Source organism: Kitasatospora dryopteridis (genome assembly GCF_050749075.1).
Taxonomy (GTDB): domain Bacteria; phylum Actinomycetota; class Actinomycetes; order Streptomycetales; family Streptomycetaceae; genus Kitasatospora.
On sequence record NZ_CP192749.1, the window covers coordinates 1,668,336 to 1,688,511 of the forward strand.

Annotated in this window: 17 protein-coding genes; 8 read left to right on the forward strand and 9 right to left on the reverse strand. The window is 75.0% G+C overall.

The features are described from left to right. The first annotated feature begins 41 nt into the window (after window positions 1-41). Both ACQ614_RS07610 and ACQ614_RS07615 read left to right on the forward strand, forming a co-directional pair. A complete protein-coding gene (locus ACQ614_RS07610) occupies window positions 42-974 on the forward strand; it encodes an NAD-dependent epimerase/dehydratase family protein (RefSeq protein ID WP_431677630.1) in 933 nt (310 codons plus the stop codon). 131 nt (window positions 975-1,105) lie between these two features. Beyond that, window positions 1,106-2,206: a calcium:proton antiporter gene (locus ACQ614_RS07615; protein ID WP_431677631.1), complete on the forward strand. Its 1,101-nt coding sequence runs from the start codon at window positions 1,106-1,108 to the stop codon at window positions 2,204-2,206. 113 nt (window positions 2,207-2,319) lie between these two features. Here the strand turns inward: ACQ614_RS07615 and ACQ614_RS07620 are convergent, their stop codons facing one another. Further along, entirely contained in the window at window positions 2,320-3,102 is a 783-nt protein-coding gene (locus ACQ614_RS07620) for an acyltransferase (RefSeq protein WP_431677632.1), read from the reverse strand. An 80-nt stretch (window positions 3,103-3,182) separates the two neighbouring features. Between ACQ614_RS07620 and ACQ614_RS07625 the strand changes: the two genes are divergently transcribed. Further along, a complete protein-coding gene (locus ACQ614_RS07625) occupies window positions 3,183-3,941 on the forward strand; it encodes a maleylpyruvate isomerase family mycothiol-dependent enzyme (protein WP_431677633.1) in 759 nt (252 codons plus the stop codon). A gap of 65 nt (window positions 3,942-4,006) precedes the next feature. On the opposite strand, the gene ACQ614_RS07630 is transcribed toward ACQ614_RS07625, so the two are convergent. Then, window positions 4,007-4,771 carry an enoyl-CoA hydratase family protein gene (locus ACQ614_RS07630; protein WP_431677634.1) on the reverse strand — a complete coding sequence of 255 codons (765 nt, stop codon included), beginning with the start codon at window positions 4,769-4,771 and terminating at the stop codon, window positions 4,007-4,009. Between the two features lie 138 nt (window positions 4,772-4,909). Between ACQ614_RS07630 and ACQ614_RS07635 the strand changes: the two genes are divergently transcribed. Next, window positions 4,910-5,683, forward strand: coding sequence for an ATP-grasp domain-containing protein (locus ACQ614_RS07635; protein WP_431677635.1), 774 nt, complete (start codon window positions 4,910-4,912; stop codon window positions 5,681-5,683). A 179-nt stretch (window positions 5,684-5,862) separates the two neighbouring features. On the opposite strand, the gene ACQ614_RS07640 is transcribed toward ACQ614_RS07635, so the two are convergent. Further along, window positions 5,863-7,125 (reverse strand): MFS transporter, encoded by a 1,263-nt coding sequence (locus ACQ614_RS07640; RefSeq protein WP_431677636.1) that lies wholly within the window; start codon window positions 7,123-7,125, stop codon window positions 5,863-5,865. A 59-nt stretch (window positions 7,126-7,184) separates the two neighbouring features. Here ACQ614_RS07640 and ACQ614_RS07645 point away from each other — a divergent pair, with 59 nt between their 5' ends. Continuing rightward, window positions 7,185-8,180 (forward strand): helix-turn-helix domain-containing protein, encoded by a 996-nt coding sequence (locus ACQ614_RS07645; RefSeq protein ID WP_431677637.1) that lies wholly within the window; start codon window positions 7,185-7,187, stop codon window positions 8,178-8,180. Between the two features lie 130 nt (window positions 8,181-8,310). Next, entirely contained in the window at window positions 8,311-10,596 is a 2,286-nt protein-coding gene (locus tag ACQ614_RS07650; RefSeq protein WP_431677638.1) for a glycosyl hydrolase family 18 protein, read from the forward strand. 120 nt (window positions 10,597-10,716) lie between these two features. Here ACQ614_RS07650 and ACQ614_RS07655 read toward each other — a convergent pair whose 3' ends face one another. After that, window positions 10,717-11,919 carry a geranylgeranyl reductase family protein gene (locus tag ACQ614_RS07655; RefSeq protein ID WP_431683852.1) on the reverse strand — a complete coding sequence of 401 codons (1,203 nt, stop codon included), beginning with the start codon at window positions 11,917-11,919 and terminating at the stop codon, window positions 10,717-10,719. A 207-nt stretch (window positions 11,920-12,126) separates the two neighbouring features. Here ACQ614_RS07655 and ACQ614_RS07660 point away from each other — a divergent pair, with 207 nt between their 5' ends. Further along, window positions 12,127-13,485: a dipeptidase gene (locus tag ACQ614_RS07660; protein WP_431677639.1), complete on the forward strand. Its 1,359-nt coding sequence runs from the start codon at window positions 12,127-12,129 to the stop codon at window positions 13,483-13,485. On the opposite strand, the gene ACQ614_RS07665 is transcribed toward ACQ614_RS07660, so the two are convergent. Beyond that, window positions 13,467-14,354 (reverse strand): DUF4184 family protein, encoded by an 888-nt coding sequence (locus ACQ614_RS07665; RefSeq protein WP_431677640.1) that lies wholly within the window; start codon window positions 14,352-14,354, stop codon window positions 13,467-13,469. The two genes, ACQ614_RS07660 and ACQ614_RS07665, sit on opposite strands and share 19 nt — an antisense overlap. A gap of 57 nt (window positions 14,355-14,411) precedes the next feature. On the opposite strand from ACQ614_RS07665, the gene ACQ614_RS07670 reads away from it, so the two are divergent. Next, entirely contained in the window at window positions 14,412-15,314 is a 903-nt protein-coding gene (locus ACQ614_RS07670) for an acyltransferase domain-containing protein (protein ID WP_431677641.1), read from the forward strand. A 77-nt stretch (window positions 15,315-15,391) separates the two neighbouring features. On the opposite strand, the gene ACQ614_RS07675 is transcribed toward ACQ614_RS07670, so the two are convergent. From ACQ614_RS07675 to ACQ614_RS07690, 4 genes are all read right to left on the reverse strand, one after another. Then, entirely contained in the window at window positions 15,392-16,450 is a 1,059-nt protein-coding gene (locus ACQ614_RS07675) for an NUDIX domain-containing protein (RefSeq protein WP_431677642.1), read from the reverse strand. A gap of 170 nt (window positions 16,451-16,620) precedes the next feature. Continuing rightward, window positions 16,621-18,024: an acyl-CoA synthetase gene (locus ACQ614_RS07680; RefSeq protein WP_431677643.1), complete on the reverse strand. Its 1,404-nt coding sequence runs from the start codon at window positions 18,022-18,024 to the stop codon at window positions 16,621-16,623. Between the two features lie 152 nt (window positions 18,025-18,176). Beyond that, the gene (locus ACQ614_RS07685) at window positions 18,177-19,139 is read right to left on the reverse strand and encodes an electron transfer flavoprotein subunit alpha/FixB family protein (RefSeq protein WP_431677644.1); all 963 of its coding nucleotides are present in this window, start codon (window positions 19,137-19,139) and stop codon (window positions 18,177-18,179) included. Between the two features lie 42 nt (window positions 19,140-19,181). Then, the gene (locus ACQ614_RS07690) at window positions 19,182-19,967 is read right to left on the reverse strand and encodes an electron transfer flavoprotein subunit beta/FixA family protein (RefSeq protein ID WP_431677645.1); all 786 of its coding nucleotides are present in this window, start codon (window positions 19,965-19,967) and stop codon (window positions 19,182-19,184) included. Window positions 19,968-20,176 lie beyond the last annotated feature (209 nt).

Below are 20,176 nucleotides of genomic sequence, written 5' to 3' on the forward strand. Positions count from 1 at the left end.
TCCAGGGGTGCAATCGGTTTTCGTCCGCGCTGGGAGGGGTTGTGCGGGTCCTGGTGACCGGGGCGTTCGGCTTCGTGGGACAGGCGGTGGTGCGGCGGCTGGCGGCGGCCGGGCACGAGGTGCGGGCGCTGAGCAGCAGCCGTACCGCGGCGGGCGGCCTGCCGGTGGCGCGGGTGTTCCGGGCGGACGTGCGGGACGCGGCGGCGCTGGCGCCGGCGGTCGCCGGGGTGGATGCGGTGTGCCACCTCGCGGCGCTGACCCGCGGCCGGGAGTCGGTGGCGCGTCCCGGGGCCCACCGCGAGGTCAATCTGGGCGGGACGGCGGCGCTGCTGGACGCACTGCGCCGACGGGAGGGCGGCGGCCGACCACTGGTGGTGTTCGGGTCGACGGCGGCGGTGTACGGCGCGCCGGCGCGGCAGCCGATCGACGAGTCGGCGCCGACCGCACCCGGCAACCCTTACGGCGAGTCCAAGCTGGCGGCGGAGCGGGAACTGGCGGAGCGTTCGGCGGCCGGCGAGGTGTCGGCGGTGGTGCTGCGCTGCTTCAACGCGGCCGGGGCGGGCGACGTGGACGAGGCCCGGATCATTCCGAAGGCGCTGGCGGTCGCCGCGGGCCGCCACCCGTACCTGGAGATGAACGGCGACGGCAGCGTGGTACGGGACTTCGTGCACGTGGACGACGTGGCCGACGCCTACCTGCGGGCACTGGGCGCGGAGGACGTGCTGGCCGCGCACGGCGGGTTCCGGGTCTACAACGTGGGGGCGACGCCGGCGAGCATGCTGGAGATCGTCGCGGCGGTGGAACGGGTGACCGGTCGCCGGGTGCCGGTGGTGCACCTGCCCGCGCAGGCCGAGGCGCCGCGGCTGGTCGCGGACTGCACCCGGATCGGGCAGGAGCTGGGCTGGCGGGCCGAGCGCTCGGCGCTGGACCGGCTCGTCCAGGACGCCTGGGCGGCGGCCGGCGGGCAGGCCTGACGGGGGCGCTCGGGGGCTTGGGTCGGGGGCTCCGGCTCGGGGCTCCGGTCGGGGGCGGCAGTCGGGGTGAAGTCCCGACACCCCGGCGGCGCCGCCCGGCCGGCGCGCGGCCGGAATGGGAAGCTCGACGGATGATCGACCGCATCCGCCGAGGCCTCGTCCAGTGGACCGTCGTGCTGCCGGTCCTGGCGCTGGTCACCCTCGTCCTGACCTGGGGCCGGTCGCTGCCGGGGCCGGCGGTGGCCGTGGTCGCGCTGTTCCTCGCCGGGGCGGTGCTGGCGGCGGTGCACCACGCCGAGGTGATCGCGCACCGGGTCGGGGAGCCGTTCGGCTCACTGGTGCTGGCGGTGGCGGTGACCGTCATCGAGGTCGCGCTGATCGTCACCCTGATGGCGGACGCGCCGGTGAAGAACGCCACCCTCGCCCGGGACACCGTGTTCGCCGCCGTGATGATCACCTGCAACGGCGTGCTCGGCCTGTCGATCCTGCTGACCGCGCTGAAACACCGGATCGCGGTGTTCAACGCCGAGGGCACCGGCGCGGCCTTCGCGACCATCGCCACGCTGTCCACCCTGAGCCTGGTGCTGCCCACCTTCACCACCAGCACGCCCGGCCCGCAGTTCAACACCGCCCAGCTGACCTTCGCCGGGATCGCCTCGCTCGGCCTGTACGGGCTGTTCGTGACCACCCAGACGCTGCGCCACCGCGAGTACTTCCTGCCGGTCAGCGCCGAGGGCGAACCGCTCACCGAGGACGACCACGGGGAGCTGCCGAGCGCCCGCACCGCCATGATCAGCCTGGCACTGCTGGCCGTCGCGCTGGTGGCAGTGGTGGGCCTGGCCAAGGGGGTCTCCCCCACCATCGAGAGGGCGGTCGCGGACGCCGGGCTGCCCGCCTCGGTGGTCGGTGTGGTGATCGCCCTGCTGGTACTGCTGCCGGAGACGATCGCCGCGCTGCGGGCCGCCGCGGGCAACCGGGTGCAGACCAGCATCAACCTGGCGCTGGGCTCCTCGCTGGCGAGCATCGGGCTGACCGTGCCCGCGGTGGCCGTCGCCTCGATCTGGCTGAGCGGACCGCTCGTCCTCGGCCTCGGCGCCTCGCACATGGTGCTGCTGACCCTGACCGTGGCCGTCGGCACCCTGACCGTGATTCCCCGCCGGGCGACCCCGCTGCAGGGCGCAGTGCACCTGGCCGTGCTGGCGGCCTACCTCGTGCTTGCGGTCAGCCCCTAGTTGCGCTCCATCAGGGGCAGCCACCTGGGGGGCGCGTGGGGGCACCTGTCTGTGGCCGGCCGTCAGCAACCCTGCTGGGATGCACCACCAGGGGTGACTGCCCTCGTGGGGCGCTACGCCAGGCGGGATTCGTCGGCGGTGGGGCCCGCCTGGCCGGGGATGCGGAGGTCCCAGCCGACCAGGGCGCGGAGCTGTTCGGCGGTGACGCCGTCCGGGATCGGCTGCGGGGCGTCGTGGCGCAGCGGCGGCTGCCAGCCCTCGTCCGGGGACCAGCTGCGGACGACCTTGGCGGGTGCGCCGGCGACGACGCTGTGGTCCGGGATGTCGCCGCGGACGACGGCGCCGGCCGCGACCACGACGTTGCGGCCGATCCGGGCGCCGGGGAGGATCACCGCGCCGGTGCCGATCCAGGAGCCTGCGCCGATCTCGACCGGCTCGTTGCGCGGCCACTGCTTGCCGATCGGCAGGTCGGTGTCGCGGTACTCGTGGGCCTGGTCGGTGATGTAGACGTTGGGGCCGGTCCACACGTCGTCGCCGAGGACGATCGACTGGTGGCCGACGATGTGGCTGCCGCGGCCGATGACGCAGCCGCCGCCGATCTTCACGATCGGTTCGGGGCCGAGGTCGAGGCCGGGCAGGAAGCCCGCGGAGATGGTCACCCGCTCGCCGATGATCGAGAACGGCCCGATGGTGATCCACTGCTCGTTGAAGACCGCGCCGAGCGGGAACGCCAGCTTGGTGCCGTCGCCGAGTTCGCCGAACCGGTACGGGCCCGGGGTGCGGTTGGTCACCGCGCCGGCCTCCTGCACGAACTTCCAGGCCCTGTGCACCACGTGGCCGGCGGCACGGCGGCCCCGGAGGCGGGCGGCGGCAAGGAGCGTACGGGCGGTCGGCATGCGCTCACCGTAGCGGGCGTGCGCCCCCGGCGAGGCGCCGGGCGATCAACATCACACCGGGTCCCTGGCACACTCGCCGCATGGAGATCCCCGAGCTCGTCGACGTCCTGCGCCGCGAGGGCGCGCTGCTGGCCGACACCGCCGCGCGGACGGCGCCGGACGCGCCCGTGCCGACCTGCCCCGGCTGGCAGTTGCGCGACCTGCTGCTGCACACCGGGCAGGTGCACCGCTGGGCCGCCGCCCACGTCAAGGGCGGCCTCACCGGGCCGCTGGACGAGGCGGGCAAGCTGGCCGCCTGGGGTCCCGCGCCGTCCGACGCCGAGCTGGTGGAGTGGTTCCGCACCGGGCACGGCGACCTGGTGGCCGTGCTGGACGCCGCACCCGCCGACCTCGCCTGCTGGAGCTTCCTGCCGGCGCCGTCCCCGCTGGCGTTCTGGGCCCGCCGACAGCTCCACGAGACGACCGTGCACCGGGTGGACGCCGAGTCCGCGGCGGGCGGCGGACGGACCGGCATCGACCCGGCGGTGGCCGCCGACGGCCTGGACGAGCTGCTCACCGGCTTCATGTCCCGGCCCCGGACGAAGCTGCGCAGCGAATCGCCGCGCACCCTGCTGGTCCGGCCGACCGACCGCCCCGAGAGCTGGCTGATGACGATCGGCCAGGACGCGCCGCAGGTCGAGCGGGGCGGCACCGGCCTGGCGAACTGCACGGTGATCGGCCCCGCCGATCACCTGTACCTGCTGCTGTGGAACCGCCTGCCGGCGGACGCCGTGGACACCGCCGGCGACCGCTCCCTGCTGGACCTGTGGCGGGAGAAGGCGACCGTCGTCTGGACCTGACGGCCGCCCGCCGCACCCGGCCGCCCCGGGCCCGAACCCGGGGCGGCCCGCCCGGCCCGTAACGGCTACTGCGCCCAGGGCGCCGGGCGGCGCTCCAGGAACGCCCGCATGCCCGCCTGCGCCTCCTCCGAACCGAACAGCCGCGCCGACTGCGCCACGCGCTCGTCGGCGTCCCGCTCGAAGGACTCCACCACGGCGGCCGTGGCCAGCCGCTTGGACTCGGCGAGGCCCTGCGGCGAGCCCTGCCGGACGGCGTCCAGCAGCACCTTGAGGGCGGCCTCGACGTCGTCCGCGGCCTCCGTGATCAGGCCCATCCGGGCCGCCTCCGCCGGGCCGAAGGTCTCGCCGGTCAGGTAGTAGCGGGCGGCCGCGCGCGGCTCCAGCTTGGGGCGCAGCGGCAGCGAGATCACGGCCGGCGCCAGGCCGAGGCGGACCTCGGTGAAGGCGAAGGTGGTGGCCGGCCCGGCGATCGCGATGTCCGCCGCACCGAGCAGGCCGAGGCCGCCGGCCCGGGCGTGGCCGTTGACCGCGGCGATCACCGGCTTGGGGCAGTCGACGATCGCCCGCTGGATGTCGACCAGGCCGCGCGGGCCGACCGTCGGGTCGCTGCCGGTGGCCTCCGACAGGTCGGCGCCCGCACAGAACACCTTGCCGGTGTGGCCGAGCACCACGGCGCGCACCGCCGGGTCGGCGGCCGCCTCGGCGAGGCCCTTGGCGAGCTCCGCCATGAGGCGGGTGGAGAGGGCGTTGCGGTTGTGCGGGGAGTCGAGTTCGAGGGTCGTGACCGCATCGGCGGTGGTGATGCGGACGAGAGGGCTCTCGCTGGTCATCGCGGATGGCCTGCTTTCCGGCTGAGGGTGGGTCGGACGGGCTCGGGAGGACTTTGACACGCCGACCGTCCGGTCGGCCAGTACGACAGGGGAAATCCGCTGGCCGCGGCGGGTCCGGGCAGGCCACCATGGGCGCCCATGACGCTCCTCCTGCTCGCGCCCCGGATCAACGAGACCGGCCTGCAACTGCTCACCTGCGCCCGCCGCAGGGGCCTGCGGGCGCACACCGCCGTGCGCTGGGAGGTCCCGGCCGAACTGGCCGGACTGCGGCCGGCGCACCTGTACGGCGGTCCGCTGTTCGCCGACGCGGCCGCCGGGGCGCTGGGCGTTGCGCCGCTGGAGCCGCCGGCCGACTGGCTGGCCTCGCTGCCCGCGGACCTGCTGGGCCGTCAGGTGGAGTGCACCACCCTGGCCGAGGCGCGCCGGCTGCGCCGCCCGGCCTTCCTGAAGCCGCCGGTGGACAAGCTGTTCCCGGCCCGGGTCTATCCGGACGGCAGCGGGCTGCCCGGGCCGGACGCCCTGGACGACGACACCCTGGTGCAGGTCAGCGACGTGGTGGCGTTCGCCTCGGAGTACCGGCTGTTCGTGCTGGACGGTGCGGTGCGGGCGGCGAGCCGGTACGCGGTCGACGGCGGCCTCGCCGTGTCGCCCGGGGTCGGCCCGGAGGTGTTCGCCTTCGCCGCCGACGTCCTGGCCGCGGGTGGCCTGCCGAGCGCCGTCGTCGTCGACGTCGGCCGGCTCACCGACGGTACCTGGGCCGTGGTCGAGGCCAACCCGGCCTGGGCCGGCGGCGGCTACGCCTGCGACCCGGACCACGTCCTCGACGTCGTCCTCCGCGCCGCCGGCCCCGCCGAAGCCGTCACCCCCGCCGACCGCCCCTACAGCCGCCCCGTCCCCGAAGTCGTCCGCTGAAGCCCCCGCACCGGCGCGACGGAACCGGCCTGCCCCGGAAGGGGCGCGGGGAACTGCGCGAAATCGGAAGACAGCGGCCATGCGCCCTTCCGCCTCGCGCAGTTCTCCCCCAGCCTTCGGCCGGGAGGTACCCCCACGCGCCCCCACGGGTGCACCTTCGTGGGGGTGCAGCGCGCGCCTCAGGCCGCCGCTGCGGCCTTGCGCCGCAGGGCCCACCCCACGGCGGGCACCATGGCCGCGCTGGCCGCCGCGAACAGTGCCGCGAGTGCGCCCCAGCCGATCGGGCCGTGGCCGATGACGACGGTGGTGACGAGGACGGGGCCGAGCATCATCGCCGCGGAGAAGCCGGTGTTGAAGACGCCCTGGTACTCGCCGTGCGCACCCTCCTCCGCGAGGTCGTAGCCGAGCGCCCAGCCGGCCGCCTGGCCCAGCACCTCGCCGAGCGCCTGGAGGACGGCCCCGGTGAGCAGCAGCAGGACGGCGAGCCAGGCGGGCAGTCCGGCTGCGAGGGCGAAGGCCACGCAGGAGAGGGCGACGAGGATGCCGCCGCGGCGGAAGATCCGCGCTGCGGAGCGGGGTTCCTCGGTGCCGCGGGTGGCCCGCACCTGCAGGGCGACGACGAGGATCGTGTTGACGACGAGGGTGCAGGCGACGACGACCCGGGGGGCTTCGGTGTGGTCGGCGATCCACAGCGGCACACCGACCTCGATCATGGCGAACTGGAGGCCGAGCAGGCCGCTCAGTCCGGCGACCAGGACGTACGGCGCGTTGCGCAGCGCGGAGCCGGAGCGCTTGCCGGCCTGTTCGGCCGTCCCGCCCGGGCTGCGCCCGGGGGTCTTGAGCGCGGCGTACATCACGACGACGACGGCGAAGGTGGCGACGTCGGCGAGGACGGCGGCGTTGTAGGCGCCGCGGGTGTCGGCGACCAGGACGAGTGCGGCGACGCCGGTGCCGATGCCGATGCCGACGTTGGTGACGACCCGCAGGTAGGCGCGGCCGGCGACCCGGCGGTCGGGCGGCAGGATCTCGGCGTAGAGGGCGTTGCGGACGGTGGCGCTGCCGCGGTCGGCCGCGGTGACGGCGCAGGCGAGCAGGACGAAGGCGGTGAAGCCGCCGACCAGCGGGTAGCAGGCGGTGCCGACGGCCTCGGTGGAGACCAGGACGAGCAGCACGGGCTTGGTGCCCCAGCGGTCGGCGGCGCGTCCGGCGGGGACGCCGACGAGCACGCCGACCAGCCCGGCGAGGGTGAGGCCGAGGCCGACCTGGGCGGCGCCGAAACCGAGGACGCGGGTGAAGTACAGGGCGCCGAGAGTCATGAACAGGCCGTTGCCGAGAGTGTTCACCAGGGTGATGGCCGCGAGCCGACGCACCGTCGGGTCGGGGTGCAGAAGGCGTGACGATGCCCGGGGCGCGGCCGGCGCCCCCGTGGAGGTGGTGGTCATGCGCACATCGCACCGCATGCGGATCAGTCCCCGGAACTGATTTAGGGTGGGGCTGACGAATGGGGGATCAGGTGCACCGTTTCCGGCTCGGGCTCGAGGACCTCGCGTCGGCGTCGTTCGCCTGCTCCCCGCTGCAGGAGACGGTGCTGAGCCTGCGGATGTGGACGCACCCGGGCAAGTACGTGCACCAGGCCCCGATGTTCGAGCGCATCCGGCCGGAGTTCGAGCGGCTGGAGTGCGCCCCGCTGCTGCGCTGCCTGGTGGCGTCGAACCGGTACGTGCCGGACTTCCTCACGCCCCGCCCGAGCACGCCCTTCCCGGAGATACAGGCGGAGCTCGCGGTCGTCCGGGCGCTGCCGCCGGAGCGGTTGCGGGCCGAGCTGGAGCCCGCCTTCCTGCCGCACGACCGGCAGTTACCGCCGCTGCTGGCCGGAGGCCTGGCCGATCCGCCGCGGCTGCTGGCGGAGATCGCGGACGCCCTGGAGACCTACTGGGTGCGCTGTCTGGCGCCGGAGTGGTGGCCGCGGGCCCGTTCGGTGCTGCACGCCGACATCGTGCACCGCTCGCGGGTGCTGGCCGAGCGGGGCGCGGCGGCGCTGTTCCAGGACCTGGACCCGCGGCTGCTGTGGCGGGACGGCGTGCTGACGATCCGCCGGGACTGGGGCGACGGCGACAGCGACATCGTCGTGGGCGGCCGCGGCCTGGTGTTCACCCCGACGTTCTTCGCCCGCGGCGCCATCACCAACATCAGCGACGAGTCCCCGCCGGTGATCAACTATCCGGCGCGCGGGCAGGCCACCATGGCCGGCCCGGCCGCGCCGCCGCCCACCAGGCGGGCGCTGGAGCAGCTGATCGGTGCGCCGAAGGCCCGGCTGCTCGCGATGCTGGACGAGCCGGTCAGCACCACCGAGCTGGCGCGCCGGCTGGGGGTGACGCCGGGCGCGGTCAGCCAGCACCTGTCGGTGCTCGCCGGGACCCGGCTGGTGAACCGGGCGCGGCACGGCCGGATGGTGCTGTACGTGCGCAGCCCGCTGGCCGACGAGCTGCTCCGGTAGGACACCCCGACAGACCGTCAGTTCTCGCGTGGCATGGCCCTGTTGACCGCAATGGTCCATACCACCTACAGTCGTCGACGGCTTCCCGGCACCCCTGTACGGCACCCCCACACCAGACAGGGAGACCACCATGCACGTCCGGCCGCCGCGGCGCGCCAGGGCCAGGATCACCGCCCTGCTCGCCGTGCTCGCTCTGCCGCTCGCCCTGCTCGCCGCCGCCCCGGCGCATGCCGCCGGCCGCCTGACCGCCGCCTTCACCAGCGCCGACAACGGCTCCTGGTGGAAGGGCACCTTCGTCGTCCGCAACGACAACGCCGCCGCCGTCACCGGCTGGACGCTGGAGTTCGACCTCCCGGCCGGGGTGACGATCTCCAGCAGCTACAACGGCCAGGCCACCGTCACCGGCCGGCACGTCACCGCCGTCAACGCGTACTACAACGGCACCGTGCAACCGCACGCCACCACCGAGCCGTACAGCTTCTGGTTCGTCGCCAACGGCCCGATCGGCACGCCCACCGGCTGCCGGATCAACGGCGACAAGTGCGACGGCACCGCCGACGTGCCGCCCGGCGCGCCCGGCACCCCGCAGGTCACCGACACCACCGCGCACACCGTGGCGCTGAGCTGGCCCGCCGCCACCGCCGGGGACTTCCCGGTCGCCTCGTACGAGGTGCTGAGCGGCTCGACCGTGCTCGGCACCTCCGCCACCACCTCGGCCACCCTGGCCGGCCTCGCCCCGGCGACCGCGTACACGCTCACCGTGCGCGCGAAGGACAGCCGCGGCAACACCGGCCCGCTGAGCCCCGCGGTGACCGCCCGGACGGTCGACCCGGCGAGCGACACCGTGCCGCCCACCGCGCCGACCGCCCTGCGCAGCACCGCCGTCACCTCCAGCAGCGTCGCCCTGGCCTGGACGGCCGCCACCGACAACCAGCGCGTCGCCGCCTACGACGTCTACCGCGACGGCGTGCTCGCGCAGACCGTCACCGGCACCACCGCCGCCGTCGGCGGCCTCTCCCCCGCCACCGCGTACGGCTTCACCGTCCGCGCCCGCGACGCCGCCGACAACGCCTCCCCGGCCACCCCGGCGCTGAGCGTCACCACCGCCGACCTGGTCGGTCCCGGCAAGTACGCCCGGGTCGGCTACTTCACCCAGTGGGGCATCTACGGCCGGCAGTACTTCGTGAAGAACCTCGACACCTCGGGCAGCGCCGCCAAGCTCGACGTCGTCAACTACGCCTTCGAGAACATCGACCCGGTCAACCTGACCTGCCTGGCCGGTGTCACCAGGGGCACCACCGCCAACCCGCAGGACCCGGACCAGGGCACCGGCGCGGGCGACGCGGACGCCGACTACTCCCGCCCGTTCAGCGCCGCACAGTCCGTCGACGGGGTCGCCGACGACGGCTGGGCCCCGCTGCGCGGCAACCTCAACCAGCTGAAGAAGCTCAAGGCCAAGCACCCGAACCTCAAGGTCGTGGTCTCGCTCGGCGGCTGGACCTACTCCAAGTACTTCTCCGACGCGGCCGCCACCGACGCCTCCCGCAAGAAACTCGTCTCCTCCTGCATCGACGTCTGGATCAAGGGCAACCTGCCGCTCTACAACGGCGCCGGCGGCCCCGGCACCGCCGCCGGGATCTTCGACGGCATCGACCTCGACTGGGAGTGGCCCGGCTCGCCCGACGGCCACGCCGGCAACCACTGGTCGGCGAACGACAAGGCCAACCTGACCGCACTGCTCGCCGAGTTCCGCACCCAGCTGGACGCCCTCGGCGGCCCGCACCGGCTGCTGACCGCCTTCACCCCGGCCGACCCCGCCAAGATCGCCCAGGGCTGGGACCTGTCGAAGATCTTCCAGTACCTCGACATCGCCAACGTCCAGGGCTACGACTTCCACGGCGCCGGCAGCGACAACTCCTGGGAACCGAACCGCACCGGCCACCAGGCCAACCTGTACACCGACACCCAGGACCCGTACGGCTTCCACTTCTCGGTGGAGTCGGCCGTGCAGACCTACCTCGACGCCGGGGTCAACCCGCGCAAGCTGACCATCGGCCTGCCCTTCTACGGCCGCGGCTGGCAGAACGTCACCGACGGCGGGGCGAACGGCGAATGGCAGACCGCCGGCGGTGCGGCCCCCGGCCAGTTCGCCGAGGAGGCCGGCACCCGCGGCTACCACAACCTGCTCACCGCCGTGCCCAACCTGACGGTCCGCCACGACGAGCAGTCGGTCTCCACCTACGGCTACACCGGCGCCGGCGGCCAGTGGTGGACCTTCGACGACCCCTGGTCGATCGGGAAGAAGACCGCCTGGCTGAAGTCCAAGGGCCTGCTCGGCGCCATGATCTGGGAGATGTCCGGCGACACCCCCGCCGGCACCCTGATGACCGCCCTCGACACCGGCCTCAAGCAGTAGGACAACCCATGGGGGCGCGGGGAACTGCGCAATCCGGGAGCGGGCCACCGTCCGAATGACGGCCCACCCGAGTCCGATGCAGTTCCCCGCGCCCCTACGGGCACGCTCCTGCCGGAGGCGTCAGCGCCCCGCGACCGCCGCCAGCTTCCGGGCGGCCCGGTGCTCCCGCATCACCTGCGCGAACGTGGTGTGCCCCTGCGTGGTCCGGGCGAAGGCCCGCCACGCGGGGGTGACCAGGCAGACCGCGGCGTGGAACAGGTGCGGCCGGCGCTCGAAGGCCCCGAGCATGATCTTGCCCGCCCGCATCTCCACCCCCAGCCCCGCCTTGATCGCGAAGGCGTAGTTGAGCGCCTGCCGCCGCACGTCCGCCGTGCCCTCGGCCTCGGCGACCTTCACCGCCCACTCGCCGGCCAGCCGACCCGACCGCAGGGCGTACGAGATGCCCTCACGCGTCCACGGCTCCAGCAGGCCCGCCGCGTCGCCGGCGACCAGCACCCGCCCGCGGGAGAGCGGCGAGTCCTCGGCGCGGCAGCGCGTCAGGTGGCCGGACTCAATGCTCGGCTTGAAGCCGGAGAGGCCCAACTGCCGGATGTAGTCGGCGAGGTACTGCTTGGTGCGCTCGCCGTCGCCGCGGGCGGAGATGACGCCGACGGTCAGCGTGCCGGAGTCGGTCTTGGGGAACACCCAGCCGTACGAGCCGGGCAGCGGACCCCAGTCGAGGTGGATGCGGCCGGCCCAGGCCCGGGAGACCTCCTCCGGCACCGGGATCTCCGCCTCCAGGCCGAGGTCGATCTGGTCGAAGGAGACGCCGACGTGCCGGCCGATGCGGCTGGCGGAGCCGTCCGCACCGACGACCGCGCGGGCCTCGATGCGCCGGCCGTCCGCGGTGGTGACGAACGCCGTGCGGCCCTCGCCGTCCTGCTCCTCGACGCCGGTCGCGGTCACGCCGGTGACCAGCACCGCGCCGGCCTGCTCGGCGGCCTGCACCAGGCGCAGGTCGAACTCGTCCCGGTTGACCAGGCCGAACAGCATCCGCTTGGAGCGGCGGGTGCGGGTGAAGCGGCCGCCGAGCGCGAAGGTGACGGCGTGGATGCGGTCCTGCAGCGGAAGCTTGAAGTCCGGCGGGAGGGTGTCCCGGGAGGGGCCGATGATGCCGCCGCCGCAGGTCTTGTAGCGGGGGTGCTCGGCCTTGTCGAGGAGCAGCACCCGGCGCCCCTGGACGGCGGCCGCGTACGCGGCGGAGGAGCCGGCCGGGCCGGCGCCGACCACGACCACGTCCCAGACGCCGCCGAGCGGGTCCGGCCCGGTGGCCTCCAGGTCCACATCGGTCTGGTCGGAGGCCGCGGGCGCGGCCTCGTGCCCGACGGCCTCGTGCTCGTCGGAGTGCGGGTCGAGGGAGCTACCGGAGTCAGTCACGATCGCATCCTAGACCCGCCGACCACCCCTGCCAGCAGGGATGACGCGGGTCACGCCGAGGCGCCGCCCTATGATCGGACAAATCACCCGCACCTCGTCAACAGGAGACACCTGATGACCCAGCAGCACCTGGCGGCGGCCGTCCGAACCCTGATGCCGCGCGCCAAGGCCGACCTGGCCGAGCTGGTCGCCTTCCCCTCCGTCGCCGACCCCCGGCAGTTCCCGGTGGAGGAGTGCCGGAAGGCCGCCCGCTGGGTCGCCGACGCGCTCGCCGCGGAGGGTCTGACCGGCGTGCAGCTGCTGGACACCCCGGACGGCACCCAGTCCGTCTACGCCGAGCTCCCCGGCCCGGCCGGCGCCCCGACCGTGCTGCTGTACTCCCACTACGACGTCCAGCCGCCGCTCGACGAGGCCGGCTGGCACAGCCCGCCCTTCGAACTGACGGAGCGTGACGGCCGCTGGTACGGCCGCGGCGCAGCCGACTGCAAGGGCAACATCCTCATGCACCTCACCGCGCTGCGCGCCCTGCGCGAGGTCGACGGCGGCCTCCCGGTCGGCCTCAAGGTGATCGTCGAGGGCTCCGAGGAGCAGGGCACCGGCGGCCTGGAGCGCTACGCCGAGGCCCACCCCGACCTGCTCGCCGCCGACGCGATCGTCATCGGCGACACCGGCAACTTCGCGCCCGGCCTGCCCACCGTCACCGCCAGCCTGCGCGGCATGACCGTGATCGAGGTCGCGCTCACCACGCTCGCCGGCAACCTGCACTCCGGAGCCTTCGGCGGCGCCGCACCGGACGCCCTGCAGGCGATGGTCCGGCTGCTCGCCACCCTGCACGACGAGCACGGCGACGTCGCCGTGGCGGGCCTGACGGCCGACCAGGTGTGGCCGGGCGTCCAGTACGACGAGGCGCAGTTCCGCGCGGACGCCAAGGTCCTCGACGGTGTCGCGCTGACCGGCACCGGCACGGTCGCCGACCGGCTGTGGGCCCGCCCGTCGGTCACCGTCCTCGGCATCGACGCACCGCCGGTGATCGGCGCGACCTCCTCCGTCCAGGCGAGCGCCAAGGCCCTGGTCAGCCTGCGCATCCCGCCGGGCATGGAGCTCAAGGCCGCCCAGCAGGCCCTCGCCGCCCACCTGGAGGCGGCAGTGCCGTGGGGCGCACAGGCCTCCGTCACCGTGCTCAGCGGCGGCGAGGCGTTCGACGCCGACACCACCGGGCCCGCCTACGAGGCGATGGGCGAGGCCATGCGGGAGGCGTTCGGCCGCGAGATGGTCGCCTCCGGCGAGGGCGGCTCCATCCCGCTCTGCAACACCCTGCGCACGCTCTACCCGCAGGCAGAGATCATCCTCATCGGCGTCGAGGACCCGACCACCCAGATCCACGCCGTCAACGAGAGCGTCGACCCGCAGGAGCTGGAGCGGATGGCCCTCACCGAGGCGCTCTTCCTGCGCGCCTACGCCCGCCTGCGCTGAGCCCTCCCGCCGGCCCGTACGGCGGCGGCCGCCGCGAACGCCGCCGCCCCCACGGCCAGCCCGGCCCCCGCCCCGAAGCAGAACTCCGGCAGCGGCCCGCGCTCGCGGCGGGCCAGCCGGTGGGCCGCCCCCACCGCCGCCGAACCCGCCAGCCCCGCACCCGCGGCCAGCCGCAACAAGGGGCCGGCCCGCCCCGCCGCCGGCCCGGCAGACGCCGTGCGCGCCGACCGGCGCACCTTCTCGCCCAGCACCGCCAGCCCCAGCACCGAGGTCCCGTACTGCAGCGCGGTGCACACCGGCACACCCCCCGCCAGGGGACGGCCCAGCACCGGAACGGCCCGCACCCCGGCCCTCCCCGGATGGGTGAACGAGTCCCACACCACGTGCGTCGCCGCCCCCACCGCGGCCGACAGCGCGAACGCCCCGGCCCCCGCAGCACCCCGCAGCGGCACGGCCCCCGCCGGCACCGGCAGCCCGGCGGGCAGCAGCCCGGTCAGCGGCTCGCGCAGCAACCCCTGCCAGACCGCGGCCATCCCCGCGGCGATCGCCACGTCCACGGTCGGAACCGCCCACCACCGGTGCGTCAGGGCACCGTGGCGGTAGACGCCCGGGAGCAGCGAATCCGCGAAGAACGGCACATCGGGCGCCATCGACCCCGCCACCAGCCCCGACGCGACCCACCCCCCGCCGGGCCCCCGCCCCAGCAACGGCACCACCGCCGCAACATGGCTCAACGTGAACGGCACACCGCCATCCTCCCAGCCCACCCGCAGCGGCGCGGGGGAACCGCGCGGCCCGGGAACGGCCGAGCCGCGCCCGCCCGGAGCTGCACGCCCGCCCCGCACCCCCGCACACCCGCCCCGCACCACCCGCCCGCCCCCGTCCCCCGCCCATCATGGAAGGACGTCCCACGAAAGGAGCCCGGCGTGACGGAGCCCGGACTCCCGCCCGCCGACGGGCTCCCCGCGGCGCTGCTGGACCTCGGCGTGCCGCACCTCGACATCAACCAGCTGGTGGCCGTCCGTACCCGCCTGGCCCGCGACCGCGGCCTGCGCCGGATCTTCGAGGAGGCGCTGGAGCCGCAGTCCGCCGCCGTCGGCACCCTGGGCCGTCCGGCAGGGCTGCCCCCGCACTGGCCGGAGGCGGACGGAGCCGTGGGCCGGTACCTGCCGGCGCTGCTGTTCGTCGCACTGGCACCGCGGGTACTGGCCTGGCACCGGACCCTCGGCATCCCGCCGGAGGTGTCCCGCAGCACGCTGGCCGACCTGGGCCGACAGCTCACGGTGTACCGCCGGCGGCACGCCGAGGGCGGGCTGGGCGCGGTCTCCTGGCTGACGCTGCCGTTCCGCGGCGAGCTCTACCAGCTGGGCCGGCTGCAGTTCCAGCGCTACCGCCTGCGCGCCGAGGAGGCCCCGGCCGGCGGCGCTCCGGCTGCCGGGGAGTGGTGCCTGAACCTGCACGTCCCCGACTTCTGCGGGCCGCTCGGGCCCGGGGCCTGCGACCGCTCCCTCGCCGCGGCCCGCGCCTTCTTCCCGCGGTACTTCCCCGCGGAGCCGTACCGGGCGGCCTGCATCTTCTCCTGGCTGCTGGACGGGCAGCTCGCCCGGTACCTGCCCGAGGACGCCAACATCGTCCGCTTCCAGCGCCGGTTCCGGCCGCTGCGCCCGAACGGCGCCCCGTCGGACGACGACCCGCTGCGCTTCGTGTTCGACGACCCGGGCGTCCCGCCGGCCCGCCTGCCGAGGGACACCGCGCTCCGGCGGGCCCTGGCGGACCACCTGTGCTCGGGCGGCCACTGGTACGTCGGCAGCGGCTGGTTCCCGCTGTGACGGCAGCAGCGACGGCGGCAGCAGTGACGACGGCCCGCCGTGGCCGGCCGACCGCGGGCCGGCCGGCCACCGGCCGGTCAGCCGGCCTTCGCGGCCCCGACGGCGGCCGGCAGTCCGGCCTCCAGGTAGCGCAGCTCGCCGCGCTCGCGCGCGTCCAGGGCCGCGGCGAGGCGCCGCAGGCGGGCGGCGGGGAGCAGGCCGGCGGCCTCGTCCAGGGTGACGAAGCGCCAGCTGCGCAGTTCCTCGGGCTGCAGGCGGAGCCGCTGCCGCTCCTCGGCACCGAGGCGGCCGCCGTCGTAGACCAGGCGCAGGCCGCCGCGGCGCGGTCCGGTGCGGGGTTCCCAGTCGACGGCGAGCAACCGCAGGGCGGGGGCGTCGAGGTGCAGGCCCAGCTCCTCGGCGGTCTCCCGCAGGGCGGCGTCGGTGGGTGCCTCGCCGCGTTCGACCACGCCGCCGGGGAACTCCCAGGAGGGCTTGTAGACCGGGTCGACGAGCAGGACGCGGTCCTGTTCGTCGAAGAGCAGCACGGCGGCCGCGACGGTGTCGCCGCTGGGATCGGGGGTCTGCACGATCGGGCAGCGGGCGGTGCCGTCCGCGACGAGCCGGGCGAGGTGCCGGGCGGTCTGCTGCGGGGTGAGGCCGGTGGTGTCGACGAGCTGGGCGTCGCGGCCGAGCCACCGTCTGGCGGCGCGGTAGGCGGGCAGGTGGTCCTGGCACCAGCGGCGGACGCGGTCGTTGCGCTCGGGGTCGCCCGGGTACTCCTCCCGCTCGGCTATCCGCCGCTGCAGGATCGTTTCGTCAGGGTCCAGCACGAAGTGGTGCACGGCCAGTCCCCGGGAGGCGAGGCCGCCGAAGATCTCGTCGCGGTAGTCCTCGCGGAGCAGCGCCATCGGGACGACCAGCGGCCCGGGCACCTCGGCGAGCAGCGCCGCGGCGACCTCGGGCACCAGGCGCCGCCAGGAGGGCAGGTCCTGGAAGTCTGCGACCGGGGCGAGCCGGTCGGCGGGCAGCATCCGGCAGAGTCCGGCGCCGACGACTTCGGGATCGAAGAGGAGGCTCCCCGGCAGCAGCTCCACCAGTTCCCGACACGCGGTGGTCTTTCCCGCGCCGAACGTGCCATTGACCCAGACGATCACAGAGCATCCCCTGCCCTCGGCCCACCCCGGTGCCCCACGCACCGGGCGGCGTAGGTCCGTACTGCGGCCCCCGCGCCACACCGGTGGTACCCGTACGGGCGGCCGTCCCATGCCTGGCGGCCCGGGGCAGCGTCGGCGACCGGCCACCCGGCACATGCCGGGCGCGCCGCTCAGCCGAGGTCGAGCAGTTCCTTCTTGAGCACCTTGCCCATGGCGTTGCGGGGCAGTTCGTCCACCAGCACGACCCGCCGGGGGCGCTTGTGGGCGGACAGCCGCTCGGACACGAAGGCGGTGAGCCCCTCGCCGGTCACCGGCCCGTCGGGGATCACGTAGGCCACCACGGCCTGCCCGAGGTCGTCGTCGGGGACGCCCACCACGGCGGCGTCGGCGACCTCCGGGTGGTCGCGCAGCGCCGCCTCGACCTCGCCCGCGCCGATCCGGTAGCCGCCGCTCTTGATGAGGTCGACCGAGGCCCGGCCGACGATCCGGTGGAATCCGTCGGGGCCCACCACGGCGACGTCGCCGGTGCGGAACCAGCCGTCCGCGGTCCAGGACTCGGCGTCGGCGTCCGGCCGGTTGAGGTAGCCGGCGAACAGCGTGGGGCCCGAGACCTGCAGCTCGCCCACCGACTCGCCGTCGGCGGGCAGCTCGCCGCCGTCCTCGCCGACCAGCCGGGTGCGGACGCCCTCCAGCGGCAGGCCGACGCTGCCGGGGCGGCGTTCGCCGTCGGCGCGGGTGGAGAGGGTGATCAGCGACTCGGTCATGCCGTAGCGCTCGATCGGCGCGTGGCCGGTGAGCTCGCCGAGCCGCTCGAAGACGGGCACCGGCAGCGGCGCGCTGCCGGACACCAGGAGCCGGGCGCCGGCCAGGGCGCGGGCAGCGGTGTCGTCGGCCGCCACCCGGGACCACACGGTCGGCACACCGAAGTACAGGCTGCCCTGCGCGCCGGCGTACGCGCCGGGCGTGGGGCGCCCGGTGTGCACCAGTCGGCTGCCGGTGCGCAGCGCTCCGAGCACGCCGAGCACCAGGCCGTGCACGTGGAAGAGCGGCAGCCCGTGGACGAGGGTGTCGTCGGCCGTCCACCGCCAGGCGTCGGCCAGGCCGTCCAGGCCCGCGGCGACGGCGGAGCGCGGGATCACGGCGCCCTTGGGCGCACCGGTGGTGCCGGAGGTGTAGAGCACGAAGGCGGGGCGCTCCGGCGCGGGCTCGGCGAAGGTCGCGCCCGAACGCGCGCCGAGGTCGACCGGCAGGGCCTCGACGTCCTCCGAGTGCTCCCCCGCCGGGACGGCCAGCAGGGTGGCGCCGGAGTCGTGCAGGATGTGCCCGCGCTCCTTGGGCCCCGAGTCGGGCGGCAGCGGTACGACCGGGACGCCGGCCAGCAGCCCGCCGACCACGGCCACCACGGTCTCCGCGGTCGGCCTGGCCAGCACGGCCAGCGCGGGTGCGCCCGCGGCCCGCTCGGCCACCGCGCCGGCGGCGCCCAGCAGCTCCTCCCACGACATCGCCCGGCCGTCGACCACCACCGCGTCGCCCCGGTCGCCGTATCCGCCCTCAAGTGCCGTCAGAAGTCCCATGGTCCGGACTCTACGCGCCTCGGGCGGCGGGCACCCGGGATGTCCCGGCGGGTGGAACGGCACATGGAACGCCCCTCGGAGGAGGTGCGGAACGGCGAGGGGCGCGGCCCCCGGTCTCCCGGGTGCCGCGCCCCTCGTGCGCCGTGCGGAGATCAGCCCTTGCGCGCCTTGACCTCGGCGGTGAGCTGGGGGAGGACGGTGAACAGGTCGCCGACGACGCCGTAGTCGACGAGCTCGAAGATCGGGGCCTCGGGGTCCTTGTTGACCGCGACGATGGTCTTCGAGGTCTGCATGCCGGCCCGGTGCTGGATGGCGCCGGAGATGCCCGCGGCGACGTACAGCTGCGGGGAGACCTGCTTGCCGGTCTGGCCGACCTGGTTGGTGTGCGGGTACCAGCCGGCGTCGACGGCGGCGCGGGAGGCGCCGACGGCCGCGCCGAGCGCGTCCGCGAGCTCCTCGACGACGGCGAAGCCCTCGGCGGCGCCGACGCCGCGGCCGCCGGAGACCACGATCGCGGCCTCGGTCAGCTCGGGGCGGCCGGAGGAGACCCGCGGGGTGCGGGCGGTGACGGTGGCGGCGTTGCCGGTGAACTCCACCGTCACGGGCTCGACGGTGCCGGCGGCCGGGGCCGGCTCGGGGGCGGCGGCGTTCGGCTTGACGGTGATCACCGGGGCGCCGGCGGTCACGGTCGACTTGACCTGGAAGGAGGCGGCGAACACCGACTGGGTGGCGACCGGGCCGGTCTCGCCCGGCTCGAGGTCGACGGCGTCGGTGATGATGCCCGAGCCGAGCCGCAGCGCGGTGCGGGCGGCGATCTCCTTGCCCTCGCCGGAGGAGGTGACCAGCACGGCGGCGGCGCCGGCGGCCTGGGCGATCTGGGTGAGGGCGTCGACCTTCGGCACCACCAGCTGGCTGCCGAACCGGTCGGCGTCGGCGGTGTAGACCTTGGCGGCGCCGTACTCGGCGGCCTTGGCGGCGATCGCCGCCGTGTGGTCGCCGGCGCCCAGGACGACGGCGGAGGGCTCGCCGATGCGGCGGGCCAGGGTGAGCAGTTCGAGGGCCGGCTTGCGGACCGCGCCGTCGGCGTGGTCCACGAGAACCAGGATCTCAGCCATTGGTTCTTGCTCCTGATCGTTCGTTGGATGCGCGCGGGCGGGTCAGATGAACTTCTGCTCGGCGAGGTAGGCGGCGAGCTGCTTGCCGCCGTCGCCCTCGTCGGTGACGACGGTGCCGGCGGTGCGCGGCGGGCGGGCGGTGATCTCGCCGACCTTGGTCCAGGAGCCGGCCAGGCCGACGGTGTCGGCGTCGATGCCCAGGTCGTCCAGGTCGAACTCCTGCACGGGCTTCTTCTTCGCGGCCATGATGCCCTTGAAGGAGGGGTAGCGGGCCTCGCCGGACTGGTCGGTGACCGACACCACGGCCGGCAGCGGGGCCTCGACCTGCTCGGTGGCGGCGTCGCCGTCCCGGCGGCCCCTCACCGTGCCGTTGTCGACCGCGACCTCGGACAGCAGGGTGGCCTGCGGCACGCCCAGGCGCTCGGCGAGCAGCGCGGGCAGCACGCCCATCGTGCCGTCGGTGGAGGCCATGCCGCACACCACCAGGTCGAAGCCGGTCTTCTCCAGCGCCTTCGCCACGATCGCCGAGGTGCCGATCACGTCCGAGCCGTGGATGTCCTCGTCGTTGACGTGCACGGCCTTGTCCGCGCCCATCGACAGCGCCTTGCGCAGCGCGTCCTTCGCGTCGTCGCCGCCCACGGTCAGCACCGTCACCTCGGCGTCCCCGGACGCCTCCGCGATCCGCAGCGCCTGCTCCACGCCGTACTCGTCCAGCTCCGACAGGAGGCCGTCCACGCCATCCCGGTCGGTGGTGGTGTCGTCCGCGAAGCGACGGTCACCGGTCGCGTCGGGCACGTACTTCACACAGACAACGATCCTCAAGCTCACGGCCTGTCTCCTGTACTGGTCCTGTCCGGCGGCTGCGGCGGTGCAGATGGGCGGAACGCACGCTCCCGCCCCACGCGGGCCACGTCTTCCTGCGCCCGTCCGGAACTTCCTGGCAGCATACTCGCCAGTAGCCACGTATGCTACTGGCCAGTAGCTTAGCGCTGCGGGGCCCCGGCCGAGCGTCCCGACCCCCGCCGCACACACCGTCC